23 protein-coding genes, 1 tRNA gene and 1 pseudogene are annotated in these 20,765 nt (G+C 47.3%); 17 read left to right on the top strand and 8 right to left on the bottom strand.

What is annotated here, in order from left to right; genetic code table 11:
* Positions 1–55: 55 nt before the first annotated feature.
* The 8 genes from DU481_RS05855 (at position 56) to DU481_RS05820 (ending at position 7,228) form a co-directional block, all read left to right on the top strand.
* Positions 56–2,635, top strand: a complete 2,580-nt coding sequence (locus DU481_RS05855; protein ID WP_350133299.1) for a glycosyltransferase family 39 protein — start codon at positions 56–58, stop codon at positions 2,633–2,635.
* An 85-nt stretch (positions 2,636–2,720) separates the two neighbouring features.
* Complete coding sequence (locus DU481_RS05850; protein WP_350133298.1) at positions 2,721–3,218, top strand: MEKHLA domain-containing protein; 498 nt, start codon at positions 2,721–2,723, stop codon at positions 3,216–3,218.
* 77 nt (positions 3,219–3,295) lie between these two features.
* Positions 3,296–3,387: transfer RNA gene (locus DU481_RS05845), tRNA-Ser, on the top strand.
* Between the two features lie 137 nt (positions 3,388–3,524).
* Positions 3,525–5,216, top strand: a complete 1,692-nt coding sequence (locus tag DU481_RS05840) for a replication endonuclease (protein ID WP_350133297.1) — start codon at positions 3,525–3,527, stop codon at positions 5,214–5,216.
* A complete protein-coding gene (locus DU481_RS05835) occupies positions 5,194–5,463 on the top strand; it encodes a hypothetical protein (RefSeq protein ID WP_350133296.1) in 270 nt (89 codons plus the stop codon). Before DU481_RS05840 ends, DU481_RS05835 begins: the two co-directional genes overlap by 23 nt.
* Positions 5,464–5,544: 81 nt before the next feature.
* Entirely contained in the window at positions 5,545–5,967 is a 423-nt protein-coding gene (locus DU481_RS05830; protein ID WP_350133295.1) for a hypothetical protein, read from the top strand.
* Positions 5,964–6,158: a MerR family transcriptional regulator gene (locus DU481_RS05825; protein ID WP_350133294.1), complete on the top strand. Its 195-nt coding sequence runs from the start codon at positions 5,964–5,966 to the stop codon at positions 6,156–6,158. The genes DU481_RS05830 and DU481_RS05825 overlap by 4 nt, the downstream gene beginning before the upstream one ends.
* The gene (locus tag DU481_RS05820) at positions 6,134–7,228 is read left to right on the top strand and encodes a tyrosine-type recombinase/integrase (RefSeq protein ID WP_350133293.1); all 1,095 of its coding nucleotides are present in this window, start codon (positions 6,134–6,136) and stop codon (positions 7,226–7,228) included. The genes DU481_RS05825 and DU481_RS05820 overlap by 25 nt, the downstream gene beginning before the upstream one ends.
* Before the next feature lie 209 nt (positions 7,229–7,437).
* Here DU481_RS05820 and DU481_RS05815 read toward each other — a convergent pair whose 3' ends face one another.
* Both DU481_RS05815 and DU481_RS05810 read right to left on the bottom strand, forming a co-directional pair.
* Positions 7,438–8,097 carry a hypothetical protein gene (locus DU481_RS05815; protein WP_350133292.1) on the bottom strand — a complete coding sequence of 220 codons (660 nt, stop codon included), beginning with the start codon at positions 8,095–8,097 and terminating at the stop codon, positions 7,438–7,440.
* Positions 8,084–8,995: a DUF4747 family protein gene (locus DU481_RS05810; protein ID WP_350133291.1), complete on the bottom strand. Its 912-nt coding sequence runs from the start codon at positions 8,993–8,995 to the stop codon at positions 8,084–8,086. Before DU481_RS05810 ends, DU481_RS05815 begins: the two co-directional genes overlap by 14 nt.
* Positions 8,996–9,143: 148 nt before the next feature.
* Between DU481_RS05810 and DU481_RS05805 the strand changes: the two genes are divergently transcribed.
* Positions 9,144–9,374, top strand: a complete 231-nt coding sequence (locus DU481_RS05805; protein ID WP_350133290.1) for a hypothetical protein — start codon at positions 9,144–9,146, stop codon at positions 9,372–9,374.
* A 2-nt stretch (positions 9,375–9,376) separates the two neighbouring features.
* Positions 9,377–9,754, top strand: coding sequence for a type II toxin-antitoxin system death-on-curing family toxin (locus DU481_RS05800; RefSeq protein ID WP_350133289.1), 378 nt, complete (start codon positions 9,377–9,379; stop codon positions 9,752–9,754).
* A 264-nt stretch (positions 9,755–10,018) separates the two neighbouring features.
* On the opposite strand, the pseudogene DU481_RS05795 reads toward DU481_RS05800, so the two are convergent.
* The 3 genes and pseudogenes from DU481_RS05795 to DU481_RS05785 form a co-directional block, all read right to left on the bottom strand.
* A pseudogene (locus DU481_RS05795) lies at positions 10,019–10,612 on the bottom strand (Y-family DNA polymerase); the annotation flags it as partial.
* The gene (locus DU481_RS05790; RefSeq protein WP_350133288.1) at positions 10,605–12,017 is read right to left on the bottom strand and encodes a 3'-5' exonuclease family protein; all 1,413 of its coding nucleotides are present in this window, start codon (positions 12,015–12,017) and stop codon (positions 10,605–10,607) included. The gene DU481_RS05790 and the pseudogene DU481_RS05795, both read right to left, overlap by 8 nt.
* Positions 12,014–12,631, bottom strand: a complete 618-nt coding sequence (locus tag DU481_RS05785) for a LexA family protein (RefSeq protein ID WP_350133287.1) — start codon at positions 12,629–12,631, stop codon at positions 12,014–12,016. The genes DU481_RS05790 and DU481_RS05785 overlap by 4 nt, the downstream gene beginning before the upstream one ends.
* Positions 12,632–12,729: 98 nt before the next feature.
* On the opposite strand from DU481_RS05785, the gene DU481_RS05780 reads away from it, so the two are divergent.
* Both DU481_RS05780 and DU481_RS05775 read left to right on the top strand, forming a co-directional pair.
* The gene (locus tag DU481_RS05780) at positions 12,730–12,933 is read left to right on the top strand and encodes a hypothetical protein (RefSeq protein ID WP_350133286.1); all 204 of its coding nucleotides are present in this window, start codon (positions 12,730–12,732) and stop codon (positions 12,931–12,933) included.
* 152 nt (positions 12,934–13,085) lie between these two features.
* Positions 13,086–13,295: an OST-HTH/LOTUS domain-containing protein gene (locus tag DU481_RS05775; RefSeq protein ID WP_350133285.1), complete on the top strand. Its 210-nt coding sequence runs from the start codon at positions 13,086–13,088 to the stop codon at positions 13,293–13,295.
* Between the two features lie 261 nt (positions 13,296–13,556).
* Here DU481_RS05775 and DU481_RS05770 read toward each other — a convergent pair whose 3' ends face one another.
* Both DU481_RS05770 and DU481_RS05765 read right to left on the bottom strand, forming a co-directional pair.
* Positions 13,557–13,718, bottom strand: a complete 162-nt coding sequence (locus DU481_RS05770) for a type II toxin-antitoxin system RelE/ParE family toxin (RefSeq protein WP_350133363.1) — start codon at positions 13,716–13,718, stop codon at positions 13,557–13,559.
* A gap of 213 nt (positions 13,719–13,931) precedes the next feature.
* Positions 13,932–14,729, bottom strand: coding sequence for a glutathione S-transferase family protein (locus DU481_RS05765; RefSeq protein ID WP_350133284.1), 798 nt, complete (start codon positions 14,727–14,729; stop codon positions 13,932–13,934).
* Between the two features lie 236 nt (positions 14,730–14,965).
* Between DU481_RS05765 and DU481_RS05760 the strand changes: the two genes are divergently transcribed.
* The 5 genes from DU481_RS05760 to DU481_RS05740 all read left to right on the top strand — a co-directional run bounded on the left by DU481_RS05760 (position 14,966) and on the right by DU481_RS05740 (position 20,465).
* Positions 14,966–15,874, top strand: coding sequence for a LysR family transcriptional regulator (locus tag DU481_RS05760; protein WP_350133283.1), 909 nt, complete (start codon positions 14,966–14,968; stop codon positions 15,872–15,874).
* Between the two features lie 168 nt (positions 15,875–16,042).
* Entirely contained in the window at positions 16,043–17,701 is a 1,659-nt protein-coding gene (gene gshA / locus DU481_RS05755) for a glutamate--cysteine ligase (protein WP_350133282.1), read from the top strand.
* 93 nt (positions 17,702–17,794) lie between these two features.
* Positions 17,795–18,793 (top strand): glutathione synthase, encoded by a 999-nt coding sequence (gene gshB / locus DU481_RS05750; RefSeq protein WP_350133281.1) that lies wholly within the window; start codon positions 17,795–17,797, stop codon positions 18,791–18,793.
* A complete protein-coding gene (locus DU481_RS05745; RefSeq protein WP_350133280.1) occupies positions 18,790–19,713 on the top strand; it encodes an ABC transporter ATP-binding protein in 924 nt (307 codons plus the stop codon). The genes gshB and DU481_RS05745 overlap by 4 nt, the downstream gene beginning before the upstream one ends.
* The gene (locus tag DU481_RS05740) at positions 19,710–20,465 is read left to right on the top strand and encodes an ABC transporter permease (protein ID WP_350133279.1); all 756 of its coding nucleotides are present in this window, start codon (positions 19,710–19,712) and stop codon (positions 20,463–20,465) included. Before DU481_RS05745 ends, DU481_RS05740 begins: the two co-directional genes overlap by 4 nt.
* Positions 20,466–20,529: 64 nt before the next feature.
* Here DU481_RS05740 and DU481_RS05735 read toward each other — a convergent pair whose 3' ends face one another.
* Positions 20,530–20,727, bottom strand: a complete 198-nt coding sequence (locus DU481_RS05735; protein ID WP_350133278.1) for a hypothetical protein — start codon at positions 20,725–20,727, stop codon at positions 20,530–20,532.
* Between the last annotated feature and the right edge of the window lie 38 nt (positions 20,728–20,765).

Genomic DNA, 20,765 nt, shown 5'->3' with positions numbered 1-20,765 from the left:
TAAGCAAATTCCTTATTTTAAAATCAACCATTCCATTTTCAGAGCCGAGACTCCCTTGACACAATTTTCCGTAGTAATACCGACACTCAACGAAGCCGATAATATCGATCCGTTATTAACCAGCCTGTTTGCATTGAATCTCCCGCAGGACAGCTTTGAAGTTATTTTTGTCGACGATGGTTCAAAGGACGGCACTCCGGAAAAAGTACGGGCATGGGAGAAAAAAGCGCAGGTGCGGCTCATTGAGCGCACAGAAAAACCGGACTTGACGGCATCGATTCTGGCCGGCGCCGCACAGGCACAAAGCGATGTAATTGTGGTCATGGATGCGGATCTGAGCCATCCGCCCGAACAGCTTTCCGCCATTGTGGCGCCCGTGCTGAATGGCAGTCACGACGTCTCCATCGGCAGCCGCTATATTCCGGGCGGCCGCACTGAAGGCTGGCCGTTGCACCGGCAATGGCTATCGCGCATCGGCGGCTCGCTGGCGCGCCCGCTGTGCGATGTGAACGATGCCACTTCGGGCTTTTTTGCATTCCGCCGCGAGCTGGCATCGACCATTTCTGGGAAGGCGCACGGCTATAAAATCCTGCTCGAATTGTTGATGGCCGGACAAGGCACGCTGAAAGTGGTGGAAGTGCCCATCTGTTTCCGTGACCGGACACGCGGCACTTCAAAATTATCATTTCACCACCAATGGGCGTATTTGCAGCGCTTGCTTGCGCTATCCGGCGGCGCCACAATTCACAACGCCGGGCGTGTTATTTTGATTGGACTGCTCTGCGCGCTGATCGATATCGGGTTGTTCCAGATCCTGAAAAGCAACGGCGCAGGGCTGGCAGGGGCTCATATCGGAAGTTTTCTTGCCGCAGCGGCGGTATTTCTCGCTTTTAATTCCGGCGGATTGTTCCGCTCCCGGCAGACCAACCAGCTGCAGTGGCCCCGTATCGGCCGTATCGCTGCGGTCGGCAGCATTGCGATGCTGTCACGCGGCGGTTTGCTGTCCTTGCTTGTCAATACCTGGCAAGTAGCGCCGCTATGGGCCATTCTCACCGCTACGGTGACTAGCGCAATCATCTGCTATTTGGGATCGATCTTCTACATATTTCCGCCAAAAGACAATCGCCCTACTGTCGATACGCGCTGGCGCGTGGCTGCGATCGGCATGGTACCGTTCATTATATTGTTCCGTTTGATTTATCTTGGCGAAACACAGCTGATTCCCGACGAAGCCTATTACTGGAACTATACCCAGCATATGGATTTAAGTTTTTATGACCATCCGCCCATGGTGGCGTGGCTGATCTGGCTGGGCACTGCAATTGCTGGCAATAATGAATTCGGGGTCAGGATCGGAGCATTCATCTGCGGCTTGGTAACGATGGGTTTTCTGTATGCTTTGGCCAAAAACCTGTACGACAAATCCACCGGTATACGCACGGTGCTGCTGTTGGCGGTCCTGCCATTCACCTTCGCTACCGGCTTCCTCATGACTACGGACGCTCCGGTAATAGCGGCCTGGGCAGCCACACTCTATTACATGGAACGCGCCTTGATCGCAAATCGCAGCTCAGCTTGGCTAGGAATGGGAATCGCTTTCGGTCTCGGCATTCTATCCAAATATACGCTTGGACTGCTCGGCGCCGCCGCATTGTTATTTGTGCTCATCGACCCGGCTGCGCGCCGTTGGTTGATCCGCCCCCATCCGTACCTTGCCGCATTGCTGGCGCTGCTGTTGTTTTCCCCGGTTATTATCTGGAACTTGGAGCATCACTGGTCTTCGATCATGTTCCAGTCATCGCGCATTCGCGGTGTCGGTGACGATGAGTTCTCGGTTCATTTAATGCTTGTCAATCTGCTGGTATTGCTCACGCCGACGGGTTTGATCGCTGCGATATTGGCATTGCTGCCCGGGAACAAACATGGCACAGGCGAGTTTGCACACAGACGCATGTTGTTTGTATGCCTATTCACGGGAGTACCGCTGGGGATATTTTTGGTACTCAGCATCTTCGACTCGTTGCGCTTTCATTGGACCGCCCCGTTATGGCTTGCCATCATCCCGACAATGGCCTGGATGATGGGACAAAACTTCAGTCCGCGCAGCTTCGCAAACCGTATCCAAGCCGCATGGAAACCAACGATCGCCCTTTCCATAGCAGTGTACGCATTAATAATGCACTATGTGGTGCTGGGGATTCCGGGGATTCCATATCCTGAGTTGATGAATCGCTACTATTGGCGCGAAGCCACCATTGAGATCGAGAAAATTGCGGCAGATGTGCAGCAGCAGACCGGACAGAAACCCCTGGTCGTCGGCATGAGCAAATGGTCGGTTGCCAGTGCGCTGGCATTCTACAATCAGCATGGCGAACCAATGGATATCCGCGCGCGCAATATGTTTGGCGATAGCGGCGCCATGTATGAAGTCTGGCATCCATCGGAACCGCCCGTCACCCGGCCGATTATTCTGGTCAGCATGGCGCGACATCATCTGGAGCACGGCCGTGCCGGCAATGATATTTCCAAGCATCTCGATCAACCTGGCCCAGTCCATAGCCTGATTATCACGCGCGAAGGCAAGCCGCTGCGCTTCGTTTATTACAGAATTGCACAAGGATATTCAGGTCTTTGATACTAATCCGCCGTTCTTGCAAAAATAACCGGAAATTGCAGTTGTTAACCGGTAGAAGCCTCGCTACACTTTCAGGCTCTACCCCATGACACGCATTATTATTTCAGAACATACGATGCAAACCGACTGGACACATCCGGACATCGTGCAATGGTGTCAGTATTTACTCGACAGCTACGCACACTGGGTCAAACAGGAATTGATCGAACGGACTGGCACGCCGCTGGAACAAGCGGAGCGGTTATTCAACAGCGCATTCGTGGTGGCATCGCACGGCACGGAAGATGATCCCATATTAAATTACGGTAACCGCACGGCGCTCAATCTATGGATGATGGACTGGCAGCAATTTACGCATACCCCTTCCCGCCTGACGGCGGAACCGGCTAAACGGGAAGAACGCGCACGCATGCTGGAACAGGTAAAAACCCAGGGTTATCATGCTGATTACAGCGGCATCAGGATATCCAGTACCGGCAAACGTTTTCTGGCCGAGCGGATTCTCATCTGGAATATCCATAAACCGGATGGCACGATAGCCGGACAAGGCGCCACTTTCTCGACATGGAAATTTTTGAGCTAAAATAGCGACAATTCGCAAAACAAATTTGCCCGAAACGGGGAACTGGTTTATTCTTTGCCCCCTTGCCGAAATTACCTGGAGAAGTGACCGAGCGGCTGAAGGTGCACGCCTGGAAAGCGTGTGTACGGCTCAAACCGTACCGCGGGTTCGAATCCCGCCTTCTCCGCCAGTTTAAGGTCTCACCCAGACCACTCAAGACCAACCAAGACCCATAATAAACAGGGTGTTAGTTGTGTTTCAAAAAATAACCGACTGGTCTCAGTTGGTCTCCAAAAGCCTCGGTTGTGGCACAAAAATGACACAAAATTGCCACAAGTCATTTTTGCCGATAACCTCACCGCAGCTTACGGCACAGCAAAATGCCGCCGCATGCGGCAACATATTTTCACTGAACTTGTCCCCCTCGCCGGAGACTTGGCCGCCCGCTATGTCAAAACCGCCGAGCGTGTAAGTTTTGAGCAAGCCAACCATGAACTGCAAGATATTTATAACCAGTTGCGCATCGAGGATCTGAATCTATGCGGCGATAGCGAAGAACTATTCGAAGCCGCCAAGCGCTTCGCCGAAAAATGCCACACAGCCCGCTCTCGCGCACAATCCCCTCTTGAATCCTATCAAGCCTGCCTGCGCATCGTCGATCACTACCAAGTCAAACAGCCATCCATAAAAAGTGACAACCTGGAACCGGCATTGAACCGCATGTGCTGCTCGCGCTGGTGGAATCGCCGCATCCAGATACTACGCCTGCGCAAGATCGAAACAATCGCCCGTAATATAGAGTTGGTCAGCCGCCTGCGTGGCACCTATGCGAGCGATTACACCATTCACGTTAAGCGCAAGCAAAAGGAGCGGAATCGGCTGTACTTGGCCACGAACTTCGTAAGCAACCAGAACGGCGAGATTTTTTCCCTGCAGAACCTAGCCGACCGTTCGGTATCCAATCCAACCGTTCGCCGTGCCGAATTGATGACACGAATCCGCGGTTTTGAAATGGTTGCCAACTATCTGGGTCATAGGGGTGAATTCTATACGCTCACCACGCCATCGCGCATGCACGCTTGTTTGCATACTGGCCATGCCAATCCACGCCATGACGGTACTACCACCCTGGAAGCACATCAGTATCTGACACACCTCTGGTCGCTGATCCGCGCCGAACTCGATCGGCAAGATATCCGGCCTTACGGTTTCCGTGTGGTCGAACCGCACCACGACGGCACCCCGCATTGGCACCTGCTACTGTTCATGCCGGATAAACACCGCGAAGCTGTACGTAAAGTCATGAGCCATTATGCGCTTCTCGATAGCGGCAATGAACCTGGCGCATTAAAACGCCGCTTCAAAGTGGAGCCCATTGACCCAGCTAAAGGCTCAGCCGTCGGTTACATTGCCAAGTACATATCCAAGAGCATCGACGGCTACGCGCTTGATTGCGATTCTTACGGCAACGATGCGATACAGGCGGCGGAGCGCATCACCGCTTGGGCGAATACCTGGGGTATCCGGCAATTTCAGCAAATCGGCGGCCCCAGTGTCACCGTTTGGCGGCAGCTCAGAAAACTTGATAAATGCGACGACCCGGAACTGGAAGCCATTCGCCAATCGGCTACCGCCAGCGATTGGGCAGCCTTCATGCTGGCGATGGGCGACCCTGAAACCCCGCACAACCAGCAAGCCATCAAACCGTTCTACGATGAACCCAAAAACCTCAATCCAGTGACCGGCGATGTGTATTCACCGTTAACCGGCCGCTATGGTGACGCTGCACCGTTACGGGTGGCCGGTATTGTTTGGAGGGGATTGGGTTATAGCACACGTAAGCATGTCTGGATGCCTTTGGTGATGGCGGACAGCGAGGACGTGACATTGCGGAGCGTGGCGCGAGACGCGCGCACGCCATGTCGCGCCGCAGCTGTTTCTCTTGGACTTGTATCAATAACTGTACCAACCCCTTTTTATCATCCGGAGGTTATCCATGAAATCCCAACTCAACACTAAAAAAGACAGAAGAAAAAACATAATGAATACATTCGATCTTGAGGAAGCTGTTTCTTTAATCTACCGCTTAGCCGTACTCAAAAAGGACGCGCTGCAACCTGGCCAGAAATACAGCATCACGCAAATCGGCCATATCTGCGGCGTTTTGACGCTGAACGATCAGATCGAGATTGTCATCAAGTTTCACGACGAAATGCGGCAATTCACCAAAGAGGAGTTTTACGCACAAGTGCAGCTTTTAGATTAAACAGGACAAATATCATATTGACTGCCATGATCAGCAATGTATCATGACGATAACTATTTATCGTGAGGAACACTACTGATCATGGAAGACCAAACAAATAACACCAGAAAACTGCTCGCTCTCGATGATGAGACGGAACAGAAAATACTCCAGAACATGCGGGAATTTAGAGGTGTTGGCACTACGCTTGAAAGTGCTCTTGGCGCATTGGTAATGGGGCAGTATTTCGGCTGGCGGGTTCTCAAGATTCTGCACAACCCGGCCACTTACCGCCGCTATGAAAAAGTGCTCGGCGTTGAGTTTAAAGACGTATGTCCGGAAATCACCGAATTCGGCCAGAAAAAAAGTATTGGCTATGCCATAACCGAAAAGCTTGGCAGTTTCTGGGCGGTGGTCATGGGTAAGCGCAAGGTAGCGGATAAGGGTTTGATCGACAATCAAGCGGAAGTCGAAAAGCAAGTGGCCAAGCATATCGCCTCTAATGACGGGGAGGAAAAGAAATGAACCACTCCGAACATATACTGGTAACGATCAAGAAGTTTGCTGAATTGACCGGCTTAACTGAAGAAGCCATCCGGCAATATATCAAGAAAGGACAATGGCGATACAAAATTCACTGGAACAAAGCACCAAACGGCCGAATCTTCGTCATCACAAAGGCAGCTTACGCATGGATGCAAGGCAGCGAGGCATAACGATTCGCGGCAATAGCGCCCAGATCGCTTTTACCTATCAAGGCGTGCGCTGCCGGGAAACTATTCCCATTCCGCCGACCAAGGCCGCACAAAAAGAACTGGCGCTTAAGCGGCAAGCAATACTGTATGAAATCAGTATCGGTACTTTTGATTATTCCAAGCATTTTCCATATAGCAAGAAAGCCAAGGAATTTAGAAAAAACCGCCCGGATCGTTACACTATCCGCGAAGGTCTGATTGATTGGTTACAACGTGCTCAATCTCGATGCCAACCAAGCACACTGCGCGACTATGAAAGCGCAATTTATCACCATTTGATTCCAACCTTTGGCGATCTCACTATTGAGGAACTGACTGCACTCAAAATTAAAGAATGGCGGGCTGAACTTCCTTGCTCTAACAAGCGTAAAAACAACATTCTGATTCCACTGCGTCAGTTATATGACGAAATGTACCATGATGAAATCATCACCAAAAACCCACTCGATCATGTGAAAAATCTACCGATCCATACGCGAGAACCGAAGCCCTTCACAGCTGATGAAGTCGCAAATATTCTGAATGAACTTGCAGGACAGGAAAGAAACCTGATTCAATTTGCGTTCTGGACGGGGCTTCGAACTTCCGAACTGATTGCGTTGCGCTGGCAAGATGTCGATATAGAGCAAAACTGCATCCATGTCCGGGTTGCTAATGTGAGAAATCACTTGAAAGGCACTAAAACCAAGTCAGGAGAACGCACAGTCACACTTCAACCTCAAGCCAGAGAAGCTTTGCTCAGTCAGAAAAACTACACTGAAAAACAAAAAGAAACTGTTTTTCATAATCCACGCCATGATAAACCTTGGAAAGACGATCAAGCCATTCGTAAAACGGTTTGGATTCCGGCACTGGAACGAGCTGGCATTAAATACCGCAATCCTTACCAAACCCGTCATACTTTTGCTTCAACAATGCTTTCAAGAGGTGAGCATCACATGCAGGTTGCAGAGGAAATGGGGCATAAGGATTGGGGGCAGATCAGAAAGAGCTATGGGCGATACATCCCTCAGAAAAATAATAAAACTTAGTTCTAGTTCTTTTTAATTCACCAACTGATAAATCTAGTAACTTGGTTATGACAATTTCTATTTAATATTCTAAAGCTTCAAATGTAATTCAACTAAATATTTGCAGCTCAAGTACTTATATTTTTTGATTTTAATCAATCAAAAAATTAGTTCTCAAGAAAAGCAGTCAATATCTATCAACTTGTAATAAATAATGTGTGCTGAAACTATCAATCAAGCTTGTTAAGTAGTTCATGTTCTCCCAATCCAAACAAAACGGCAAGAATCTCTATTACCATTATCATTGAATACCACAAGGCAAACCATGCTGCTAATTCAAGTACTTGAGAATTTATGAATATTTGTTGTAGCACTCCAATACCTAATGTTAATGTAATAACTAAAAGAGGGTATGCCATATCGACATTCAACATTAACACAGAGCCAATCTTTGCTTTATCAGTCTCTTTTCTATCATCCAAAGATTCTTGCAATTTTTTGACCAAAATATTTGAGAGGCCAAAAATAAGTGCATAAACTCCAATCCCAAACCCTAGAACACTGGGGAAGATACTAACTATTAAATTCCCGGGAATGGGAATTGCTTTACAGTTATCAATTGATGGGTCACATAACCATATGTGAGATGCGGAAATAACAGTTAGGACAATAACGATTAAGAAATTTTTATAATGCTTTTTAATCCAAAGACCTAAAGGAGCAAATTCAATATCAGAAGCTAGGTCGCCATCATAGGTATAAGCATTGGCAATGCGTAAAATTTCTCCAAGTACTGGAATTTTTAGTGTTTGCGAATACAACCAGCTTCTGTATGGAACCGAAGCATTAGGTTTTTTAATATCATTTTGTTCCGATTCATTTGGTTTCATTGTTTTTATCCGCAAGTGCTTTCATATATCTCCAAGCTCTTTCAACAAAACCAAATTCACCTTCATTCTTTTTTTGTCGTAGTATGAAATACCGTGGATTTTTTGTTGATGAATAGATCATTCTTTTGAATTTAATGACTTTATCGTTATTGGATATAGCTTTAAAAAAAGTGATAGTCGCTTCACCAAACTCTGGAGCCATTTCAACAAGCTTACGAATATATTCTGGCAATCCTGGCATTTGAGCTCCGCGCGCCGGACTAACATGCGCCTGAATATTATGAGCATTTAATTTCTTTAATTCCCTCAATTCATCATTAAGGCGATGACTATTTGGGAATGTTATTTTGACATCAACTGAACCAAACTGGTTACCTTCAGTTAGTGCTTCATTCATGCTTACCTGATCTGAAATAAGATTTAAGGTCAAGCTATGATCTGGGAAATAGTTTTTTGCAGATTTTTCTAAGAAATGTTCTAGTACTTTCAACATTACATCCGGTTTAGGTAGTTTAGTACCATTTTCTTCAATACCGAATCTATGCCATGTATAGTCAAATACAAATCGAAAATAATATACATTTGATACAGCAGCAACTTCTTTGGTAGCTTCAAATAAAGGAGTTTTATCATAGAAATCGGTGACAGTATCTGCTTTGTTATACTTTACAAATTTTCCATAAGCAAACTTTTCATCAGTGTGTACAACAAAAGGGCAAATAAACGTATCATTAATCAAAGCTTTTGCTTGATTGGCCATCTTTTTATTTTTAAAGGCAATTGATGTTTCAGTACTTAGCTGATCGAATAGCTTTTTATAACCTTCAATGCCTACTTCTGGAGTTTTCACTGTATCCAAAGGAAGGAGTTGAATGTTGTACTGACGAAATTTTGCCATTTAATACACCTTTAAAAATTATTAAAGCTATCGCTTACTCTTAACCTTCCTTGCATGAACAACACGAAAGGCAACAAATACATTGATAAAAAAACAATCTTTAGCGTATCATAAAACTCTCAAAAACATCAGGATATGGTGATATTTCATGCCTAACACTGTCCGCGAAAAATTTTCTTCTCAAGCTGCTCCGGAAGTCCTTAGCGCACTTCGAAAAATTGCTGAATCTGAGGGGCGTCCTATTCAAGAAATACTTGATGAGGCTCTGCGGGAATACATCGAACGAAAAGAAAAAGGCCAACCTCGTCGTCAAACGATGGATGCTTTTGCGCAAAGCCTAAGCGAATTTGATCAGCTCTACCGTGAATTAGCTAAATAACGTTGAAAGAGTACCTGACTGTTCCCGATGTACTGGCAATCCATTCAATATTAATCCATCGTTACGGTGGAATACATGGTATCCGTGATCCTGGCGCACTTGAATCTGCTTTATTTCGCCTCCAATCAGGCTATTACGTTGATATAGTTACAGAAGCGGCCGCATTGATGGAAAGTTTAGCCATCAATCACCCCTTTATAGACGGCAACAAACGAGTAGCTTTTGCAGCTACCGATATTTTCCTTCGTATTAATGGTTATCGAATCAACTGTGAATCAATGATTATTTACGCCGACATGATGCAAATGTTTGAAACAGGAACATTTGATTTGGCTCACCTTGAGCCGTGGTTAAGAAAGCTAGTAATCAAAACAGCTTGAAGATATTAGTTTACCTAAGGATTCAACTTATCTTGATGGTTTAATTAAATAAGTTTAAACTGAGTTTATGAAATTTTTGAAACTTGTAGAAATACTTCAAAATGACACAGAAATAGCAGAGGTAAATACTAAATGATTGATAAACTAAACATAGATCAAGGTTCGAATCCCGCCTTCTAATAATCATAATCCCATCAACAACACCATCAAAATAATTTGGGTTAATTCGATTGAATCTTGATTTTTCATCGATGGGATTCCTTATTTGGGTGTAAGCCATCTGCCGATACCCCATATCTCATCGACCGCTATTTTGCTGAACCAATTGTCTTGTTGCTGTGGTGACAAACTGTTCAAATCACAGACACCATTGAATTCGGTATGCTTCTTTGCTATGTGGTTAGCCAGCTTGGCCAGTGTCTTGGTTGAGCCTATACCCACACAAACTGGCAATCCCGTCCATTGCTTGATACGTTTCCGGATTCGCTGCCCATAACCAGCATGATCGATTCTTCTAAACCCAGAGAGATCCAAAAAGCACTCGTCAATCGAGTAGATTTCCTGTTCGGGACTGAACACACCTAAAATGCTCATGACGCGGTTGCTCATGTCGGCATACAAAGCATAGTTAGATGAATAAGCGATGATTCCGTGCTTCCTGGCCAAATCCTTGAGCTGAAACCACGGCTGCCCCATTTTGACGCCCAGCGCCTTGACTTCATTGCTTCTGGCGACAGCGCAGCCGTCATTGTTGGATAACACAACTACGGGCCTGCCTTCCAGCTTGGGATTGAACACCCGCTCACAACTGACATAAAAATTATTTACGTCAATTAACGCGATGGCGCGATTAGGCATAAGATGGTTGGGCATTTCCATGCAGTGGGATGATTTCGACGTTCTTCTGATTCAGGAATTTGAGCAGGTAGCGGTAGGTATCCCGGTCAAAACTAGGACGTGCCGTTAATTCAGCCAATTCCTGGTGATCCTTGACGCTACCCAGATGGCACCATTGGTCAAAGACGTGTATTTCCGTGATGTCGTATTCCGGATTGTGCTCCCTGATGCCAATACGGCCAGCATACGGCCACGCCAGTAGCTTGTAATGGCTTAAAGCCGTGAGCAGGCGCAACCAGTGTGATTCAGCGGATTCCTGGCCAGCACACAAGCCCTTGCAGTGTTTTAACTGATGCGCAAAACACACACCGGAGCCTTTTTCCAGTCCCAATGCCTTATCGCACAGTCCGTATTCATCAGCCAGCTTGTTTAAAACCTCCACAGCCTGCCGCTTCGTTTTGAAAGTACCATAGACATTGTCTGCGTTACGCCAGTCGATGTCGCTGTCATTGATCAAGGTCACCAGCGGTTTGGCATTAGGATCGCTGGATACTTGCCAGGTACAGAGTTGCCGCTCGCGCCTGAGCTGACGGTTATGAATGGGCTGGAGTTCCTTGATCAGACGCGATTCCAGCAACAGTGCACCCAGTTCCCCGCTGGTGATGCGGTATTCGACCCGCTTGATTTCCTGTGCGATGCGCATCTCCTTGGTTGAGCGATGATCGCCCTGGAAGTGGTTGAATACTCGTGAGCGCAATGAAACGCTTTTGCCAACGTACAGTAATGCGCTATCGCCGCGAAATAAATAAACACCGCAGGTTTCCGGGATAGCGTGAATATCCGGGTGATCAAGACCGGTTGGAATCGCTTGCTGCTTCAGGAGTGTTTTTGCAGTTTCCTGAACCGTTGATTCTCCCCGTTCACGGATAGCGGCCTCGATGAATGCCGCCATCATTTCAGTATCGCCCATAGCGCGGTGGCGCTGGCTACAGACTAGTTGAAACCTTTCGATAATGGCATTAAGGCTATGCGAATGATGCTGTGGATAGAGTTTTCTGGACAGTTTGACGGTGCACAGCAATTTGTTCTGAAAGGTAACACCGATGCGCTTGAATTCGTTTTTGAGGAAACCGTAATCGAAGCGAACGTTGTGAGCGCACAATACCGCATCATCCAGCCACTCCAGCAGCGTATTGCTGATTTCCTGAAAAGCCGGTGCATGATTCACCATGTCCTGGGTGATCCCCGTTAATCGCTGTATGAATGGCGAAATGCTGACTTCCGGATTGACGAGGGTATTCCAGCGGCCTACTTCAATACCGTTTTCATAGCGAATCAAACCGATTTCGGTAATGCGATCCTGGGTTGGCATAGCGCCTGTCATCTCCAGATCGAGTAACACATAGCATGGCAATAACGTTGTCATTTAAAGCGGCGAAATGATCCGGTCACGACACCAAAAATCTCGAACTGGGTATCGGGACGAATGTAAATCGGCTTGTAAGCGCCAGTGGAATTGGCTGGTAATAATCTCGGCATTTTGTTTGCGCCGTGATCCAGGATTTTGATGGTGAATTCCCGATCCACTACGGCCAGTACAATGTCACCGATATTGGGTGTTTTGGAACGATCCACCACCACTTTATCCCCCGGCAGTAAGCCGACATCAATCATCGAATCGCCCTTGATCGTAACAAAGAACGTCGATGCCACATGGTCGATCAAGAATTCACTGACATCGAGGCGTTTCTCGACATGATCGTCCGCCGGACTGAGAAAGCCTGCTGCTACTTTGGTCGCAAAAAGCGGTAACAAGGTGGGTTGATCGCTGATCTCTGGAATGAAGAATTCATCCACCTCAACTTCTGTAACTGAGGTATCACCATCAACCCTTTCTCTTTTGCGCTGGTAAGCCTCCAAAAAGCTTTTGACCGTTGCCATCTGACTCTCAGGTATACGCATCGTTACTGTTGATTCACCATACTTACCCTGACCAGCTGGCCTGCCTGCATTTTCTCGTTTTCCGCCACGATTGGACATGTTCGGATACTCCATATTGAAATATGAAACATTATTCAAACATGCCTGATATGTAAGAATTCCTAGCGTTGTTTACAGTATTCAGGAGAATACTGTAGATGAACATACACAAACGCACTCGCTTAACATTATTGGATCGCCAGGAAATTTGGCAGCTATATCAACCCTGGCTGTGGAAGGTGGCGCATTTGGCGGAACGCTTCCAGGTCAGCCGTCCAACGATTTATGACGTGCTGAAACGAGCCAGACTCCAGGAATTTATCCCGCGTGACAGTACCAACCAACGGTTCAAGACGTTGTAGTATGGCCTTAAACGTCTGGCCAAGGTCGAGCAAACCATCCAGGAATGTCTCAAGCGTGAAGCGAAGCGCTATAACAAATCTTACCCGGGCGAGCTCGTGAGCAGAAACCGCAATTTCCAGAAGGATTTGTCCTAACCGCGCTCGAGCAGTCTGTGGATGACACGGGTTGGACGAGTCTCGGTGTTTTTGGTAGTTATTTAACCAAGCTGCAACCCGATTTTGATTCCAGGCTGTACGGCTATAAAAAGCTCTCTGATCTGGTCAAAGCGAAGAAAGACCTTTTTGAAATCGAAGAGCGGCAAACTTCCGGGGCAAGTAGAAAAACACTTTACCTGCGTGCTAAAGCCGGTGGGTGGGTATGAGTTACGCCGGATACATATCGACTAAACGATGCGTCTTATTCCGAATCAATTTTGTGCAATGAAATACTTCAAGCAAATTTTTGATCGCAGAAACTCAGAGAGATCAATTTTTGGTTTGATAACACAAAGGATGATCTTCAATCGTGGTCTCGAAAATCAGCAGTTAATTGAACTTCGTGACTGGCTCCTGCCCATGCTCATGAACGGCTAGGTAACGGTAAAGTGATGAATTTAGCATTATTCCGGTTACCAAGTGTGTGATTATCGATCCTCACGGCCATGCCAGAGTCGCAAAATATAAATCGCTTCATCGGTTAGCTCGTACCTTAACTCATAATCGCCAATTATCATTCGGCGCACATCACGGGGCAAGAATTCTTCGAGTTTTACCCCGAGCTGCGGGTACTGGATGAATTCCGCGATTGCTGCGAAATTTAGTGTGTCTCAGTGCTGCATTTTTACACCGCTATTTATAACTTCTGGTTTTAACATTGCAATCGAGGATAGTACTATCCTCGATTTAAAAGCCGATTTTTGACTTATCGTAAAGAAATGGTGACTGGTGTTTCGCGTCAAGTCAATTATGGTAGCTGGTATGATATAGCTGTGGCCAGATCAGCCCCAGTATGTGTGCGGTCAGACTTCACGTCCGAATAGCCCGTCAAGGATTTTTTTGTCGATATGCTTATCAAGGTAGGCTGCACCAAATCCACCGTAGAGTTCTTTCTTTGTAACATCCAATTCCGACGCTTTAGCCGCCAGTATTTCACGCGCAGCAGGACGCTCGCACATTGCATCGTAAAACGTTTGTAAAGCAGGATCGTCTCGAAATAAATGCATCTCGGGTATTTCGAACAATTCAGAAAACATTTGGCTCAGCTCGAGCGTGTAGAACAACTGAAAATCTGGCAGAAAAGGTTCTTTGCCAAGTAGGAACGGATCCATTTTCGAGCCATTAACGAGTCTGGATAGCCACAATTTGCTCATCAAGACAGAAAAAAGATTATAAATATGGGCTTCTTTATCAACCTTGAGTTTCCAGGCTTTTGGAAAATATCCGCTGACAACAAACCAGTTGAAGAATGGACCTGCTATGGAGAAAGTGATGAAGTCATTCTTGGCATCGACCTGTGCACAGAACAACGGATCATCAATAGGGTAAAACTTTTGCGCTTCTGGGTAAATTTTCGCGAGATAACGACAAATAGCGTGACTTTCCGCAATATCAACACCATTGACATCCCTGAGACTGGGAATTTTTCCAAGAGGGTTTCTTTCTAAGTGTTCTGGCGTGAGCGTACTCCCTTGAAACGGAGACACTCGTTCATAGCGATAAGGCAGACCAGACTCCAAGAGGATGTGCGCAACCTGACTCATATAAGGTGAGAGCCAGAATCCGTACAGCGTGCGTTCGACATTTGATTGTGTGGACATAGAAAATTCCTTTTGCAATGTAGTTTATTGTTAAATAGTTATCTTCGTTAGGGGCATGGTGCTGATGTTTGCCGCCGGTAGTAGTGCCAAGGGTGTTTACTTCTTCCTGTAGGGTAATCTCTTACTAAAGCAAAGTAATTAGCAAGTGGTCAGAGTATAGGTCAGCAGACGGATGGTCGTGTAGTATGTTAAATTGGCACTCAGTGTCCTATTTTTGAAACTATGGGTGGTTTCCTATGCAAGACCTGAATGACCTCTACTACTATGTCCAGGCTGTGGATCATGGTGGTTTTGCTCCGGCAGGTCGAGTGTTGGGCATGCCGAAGTCGAAGCTCAGCCGCCGCATCGCCAAGCTGGAAGAGCGCTTGGGTGTGCGCCTGATCCAGCGCTCGACACGTCACTTTGCGGTTACCGAAGCTGGACAGAGCTATTACATGCATTGCAAGGCGATGCTGGTGGAAGCCGAAGCGGCCCAGGAAGCAATAGACACGCTAAAAAACGAGCCTCGCGGTGTGATCCGGATGACATGTCCCATACCGCTGGTGAATGCCTATGTGGGAGGGATGCTGGCCGATTTCATGGTGAGCTATCCGCATGTTATGGTGCAGATGGAAACGACTAACCGTCGTGTCGATCTGGTCAGCGAGTCACTGGATGTTGCTCTGCGCGTGCGCCATCCACCTTTACAAGACAGTGATCTGGTCATGCGCATCCTGGCTGATCGAAGCCAATGCCTGGTGGCCAGCCCCATCCTTGTCCAACGGCTCGGTTTTCCTGCTACACCAGCTGCTTTGAACAACTGGCCGAGCCTGAGCCTGGGGGAAGGGCTGCAACAAATTCATGCCTGGGTGCTGCATGGGCCAGATGGTGCACAAGCAACCCTTCATCACACGCCACGCTTCGTGACGACGGACATGATTGCGCTCAGAGATGCCGCTGTGGCCGGTGTTGGCGTAGTAGAAATGCCAGTGATTGCGGTACGAGACCAGCTGACGGCTGGTTTATTGGTCAAACTACTACCCGACTGGGCACCACGCCGGGTAATCATTCATGCGGTGTTTCCGTCCCGGCGAGGTCTTCTGCCTTCCGTGCGGGCGTTAATTGATTTTCTCGCGCAGCGTTTCGAGACACTGCATGACGACTAGCAAACTTAAGAGCGCTCCGGAACTTGCCCAACGAATCCATCTCAGCGCGCTGTACTCAAACAGTTGCAAAAATAGGACACTGAGTACCAATTTAACATACTACACGCCTATCTGTCTGCTGACCTATACTCTGACCACTTACCTATTGCAGGCAATGTCGGAGGGCAAATGTCAAGACAATTATCTTGTAACAATCACATTACAACCATCAACGAATCACTTCAACCATTATTAATTCATGGCTTGAAAGGTATCGAAAAAGAAAGTCTCCGAATTAATCAGGAGGGGTCAATATCATTGTTGCCTCATCCGAGTCAGCTTGGAGCCGCGTTGACTCATCCGAATATAACAACTGATTATTCTGAAGCGTTACTTGAGTTGATCACGCCAGCATTATCAGATGGAACGGAAATGCTGAGTTACTTGGCGGACTTGCATAAATATGTCTGCGCAAATATCAATGACGAATTGTTGCTGGCGGCAAGTATGCCTGTCGGTGATTTGCGGGATCTGGCAATTCCCATTGCCGAATATGGTCCATCCAATGTCGGGAGGATGAAGCACATCTACCGTCAGGGTTTAAGCTATCGTTATGGCCGTTGCATGCAGGTTATCGCCGGAATCCATTTCAACTATTCGCTTCCCGAGCTATTTTGGCCCCAATACCAGCATTTCATGAAGCATACCGGCGATCTGCAATCGTTCACGACGCAGGCGTATATGGGAATGATCAGAAACTTGCAGCGTTATGGTTGGCTTATCTTGTATTTATTCGGTTCGTCCCCGGCGGTCGCCAAAAGCTTTGTCGAAAGTCGTCAATCTGCGCATTCCCGCGCCTTGGAAAAATTCGATGAAACCTCCTATTACAAACCTTACGCGACCTCTTTGAGGATGAGCGAGATCGGCTATCTGAATCCAGTTCAATCGGCATTTCATATTTCCTTTAACAGCATTGATGACTATATACGGGACTTGAGCAGGGCAACAACGATTTCTCATCTCGGATACGAGAAGATCGGGACAAAGGTGAACGACCAGTATCGGCAACTGAATAGCAATTTCCTGCAAATCGAGAATGAGTATTACACTTCGGTGCGGCCGAAACAGCCGACGAGACCGAATGAGAGGCCGCTTCAGGCACTGGGAAGCAGGGGGATTCAATATATTGAAATACGCTCGGTGGATGTTGATATGTTTGAACCTACAGGCATTTCGATCGAAACCACGCGCTTTCTTGAAGCATTGAGTCTTTTCTGCCTATTCCAGCCCAATGCGGGGCATGACTTGAAGCAGCATAACGAGATCAGCAATAACGCATTGACGGTGGCCAATCGCGGCAGGGATCCGAGTCTCAAGCTGCTGGATAACGGGCATGAAGTCCCGCTGCGGCAATGGGCGCTGACACTGTGCGAGCAGGTGCGAGAGATCTGTGAAATCCTGGATAACGGTAATGCCGATACATTCTATACCCATGCATTACAACAGCAGATCGAAAAAATTCGCCATCCCGAGTTGACTGCTTCAGCAAGGATGCTTTCTGCCATGCGTACTCAAAAGATGTCAATTACTGAACTGGTATTACAAAAATCCCATGAATACACTCGTTATTTCCAGAAATCTGCGCTAGATACCGCAATAAAGAAGAATTTTGATCTCCAAGTCAAGACATCATTGGCGGAACAAAAACAGCTAGACGCAATGAATGAGATCCCTTTCGATGAATACCTGAGCAATTATTTCTCTCAAGGCAATTCAACCAGCATGAGTCATTCCCAGATCTTGCCTAAAAACTTATCTGAATGGAAGGTCAAAGCTGCGGCGCAATGAATTCGTATACTTTATGCAAAAAAACCAGGCGCTACCAAGGAATAGTCGCGCTAAAACCTACTCGCTGCCTGTAATCGGATGACACTCTACCAAATGAAACTTGCCTTCATTCTCGACCAGCTGGATTCCATCAAAACTTATAAGGATTCAAGTTTTGCCATGATGCGTGAAGCAGGAATTCGCCATCATCAACTTTTTACCCTGCAACAAGGCGACTTGGCATGGAAGGGTGCGCAAACCGTGGGATTCGCACGCGAATTGGAGTTAACCGGCAAGGATGGCGATGGACACCGCTGGTACAGGACAAAGGGGCCGGAGGAAATCCCGCTGCGGGAATTCGATGCTGTTTTGATGCGTAAGGATCCGCCATTTAACATGGAATATGTCTACACCACGTATCTGCTGGAATTGGCAGAACGTCAGGGAGCACTTATCTTTAATAGTCCACAGGCGATACGCGATCATAATGAGAAACTTGCCACAGCTAAGTTTCCGCAATTTACTCCGCCTACCCTAGTGACCCGGCAGGAATCTCTGATTCGCGATTTCCTGGACGAACACCGCGACATAGTACTTAAGCCGCTCGACGGCATGGGGGGAGCCAGCATATTTCGCATTCACAGTGCCGACTACAACATTGGCGTAATCATGGAAACCCTTACGCACTATGGCACACGTACTATCATGGCTCAGCGGTACATTCCTGAGATTACTCAAGGCGATAAGCGCATCTTGCTAATCGCCGGAGAACCGGTGCCTTACTCGCTTGCACGCATTCCCAAGCCAGGCGAAACACGCGGCAATCTTAACGCAGGTGGAAAAGGTGTTGCGCAGCTACTTTCCCGGCGGGATCGCGAAATCGCTGAAGCGCTTGGTCCCGTACTATACGATGAAGGCTTGATGCTGGTTGGGTTGGATGTGATTGGTGATTATCTCACTGAAATAAATGTTACCAGTCCTACCTGCATGCAGGAGATTGCCAGCCAGACCGGATTCAACTCGGCGGAAATGCTGATGGATGCGCTGGAAAGCCGTATCGCCGAGCGATACGCAACGGTCATTCCTCCAGCTGAAACGGAGGTTTCTTCATGACTGCGGCAATCGAAGTCAGACAGGTGCACAAGCATTTCGGTGCATTGCATGCCTTGTACAACGTTGATCTCGAAATCAATGCCGGTGAATTCTTTGCTTTGCTGGGTCCCAATGGAGCGGGAAAGACGACACTGATCAATATTATCGCAGGTCTTACCCTTGCCAGCAGCGGCAGTGTCAGGGTAATGGGTCATGATGTCATCGCCAAGTACCGTGAAGCACGTCGCATGTTAGGCGTGGTGCCGCAGGAATTGGTATTTGATCCGTTCTTTACCGTTAGGGAAACGCTTGTGTTTCAATCCGGCTATTTCGGTCTAAAGAAGAATAACCGCTGGATAGACGAGATAATCCACCATCTCGACCTTTCCGATAAGGCCGATACCAACATGCGTTCGTTGTCCGGTGGCATGAAGCGGCGCGTGCTAGTAGCCCAGGCATTGGTCCACAAACCCCCGGTAATCATTTTGGATGAACCCACCGCAGGTGTAGATGTGGAATTGCGCCAATCCTTGTGGCGTTTCATTAAGCAATTAAACCACGATGGTCATACCATTGTGCTCACCACGCATTATCTCGAAGAAGCGGAGGCTTTATGCAACCGCGTAGCAATGCTCAAAAATGGCAGTATCATTGTACTTGATGACGTCAGAAATCTCATCAGCAGCAACTCTGGATACCGGATACGACTGCAATTATCTCCTGACACCCTTCCAGTAGCTTTGCAACCATTGATGATCAGCCATGACCAAGGTTACTACGTTCTGGCAATCGAGAAATACTTGCAGCTTGAGAATGTGATGGCCGTATTGCGCGAGGCCCAGACCCAAATTATGGAACTTCAGGTATTGCAGCCTGATCTGGAGGAAGTGTTTGTAAAGATCATGCGTAGCGCAGAGAATCTGGAGTCTGCATTGGTATGAATGGATTTCTTACACTGTTCTACAAGGAATTGCTGCGATTCTGGAAAGTTGGGTTCCAGACCTTATTTGCCCCCATGCTGTCCACCTTGCTCTATCTATTGATCTTTTCTCACGTACTGGAAGAAAGGACGCAGATATATCCAAGTGTAACCTACACCGTTTTTCTGATCCCGGGACTCGTGATGATGGCTATGTTGCAGAACGCTTTCGCCAACTCCTCATCAAGCCTGATTCAATCGACGGTTTCAGGCAATCACATCTTCATGCTGTTATCGCCGCTTTCTTACCAGGAAATATTCACTGCTTATGTGCTGGCATCGGTAGTTCGTGGCCTGATTGTAGGACTGGGTATTTACGTGGTTGCAGTGGGTTTTTTTGAACTTCCCCTATATTCATTCGCATGGATAATCGCATTTGCCTTGATCGGAACTGCGCTGCTGGGAGCCTTGGGAATCATTGCGGGAATTTGGGCGGAAAAATTTGAGCACCTTGCTGCGTTGCAAAACTTTGCCATCTTGCCACTGACGTTTTTATCGGGCGTTTTCTATACCATTTCTTCGTTGCCTTCATTTTGGCGAGGATTATCTTATCTGAATCCGTTTTTCTACATGGTAGACGGGTTCCGCTACGGCTTCTTTCGCTCCTCAGATGTTTCACCTTATCTCAGCCTTGGGATTCTGATAGTGTGTTTCCTGGCAGTATCGTGGTGGACATTGCGAATGCTGAAAGCAGGGTACAAAATACGAAAATGATCCGTAAAAACTGTTTCGCGCCAGCAATAAGCTGCCGAACCAAGTCACGCTCAGCCCTTGTAGTTCACCGCAGGATCATTGCTTTTAGTGATTTTTCGAGGCTCTTGGTCCAGGCATCGATTGATGCATGATCGATAAGGCGGCCAGCATCGACATCGACCAATCCCTCCGGTGTGAGTTGATGGCGCTTGGCTTCAAGCTCGACCCAGGAAATTAGAATCTGTTTGGCTTTGTCTATAGGGGAATCGGATAAAGAATTCAATTTCAATTTCCTGGTTTGTCATTTGACACGAACGTATC

Origin of the sequence: Nitrosomonas sp. (genome assembly GCF_040240425.1) — a bacterium.
Taxonomy (GTDB): domain Bacteria; phylum Pseudomonadota; class Gammaproteobacteria; order Burkholderiales; family Nitrosomonadaceae; genus Nitrosomonas.
Note: the sequence above shows the minus strand (reverse complement) of the source record. Positions and strands in the feature narration are given on the sequence as shown.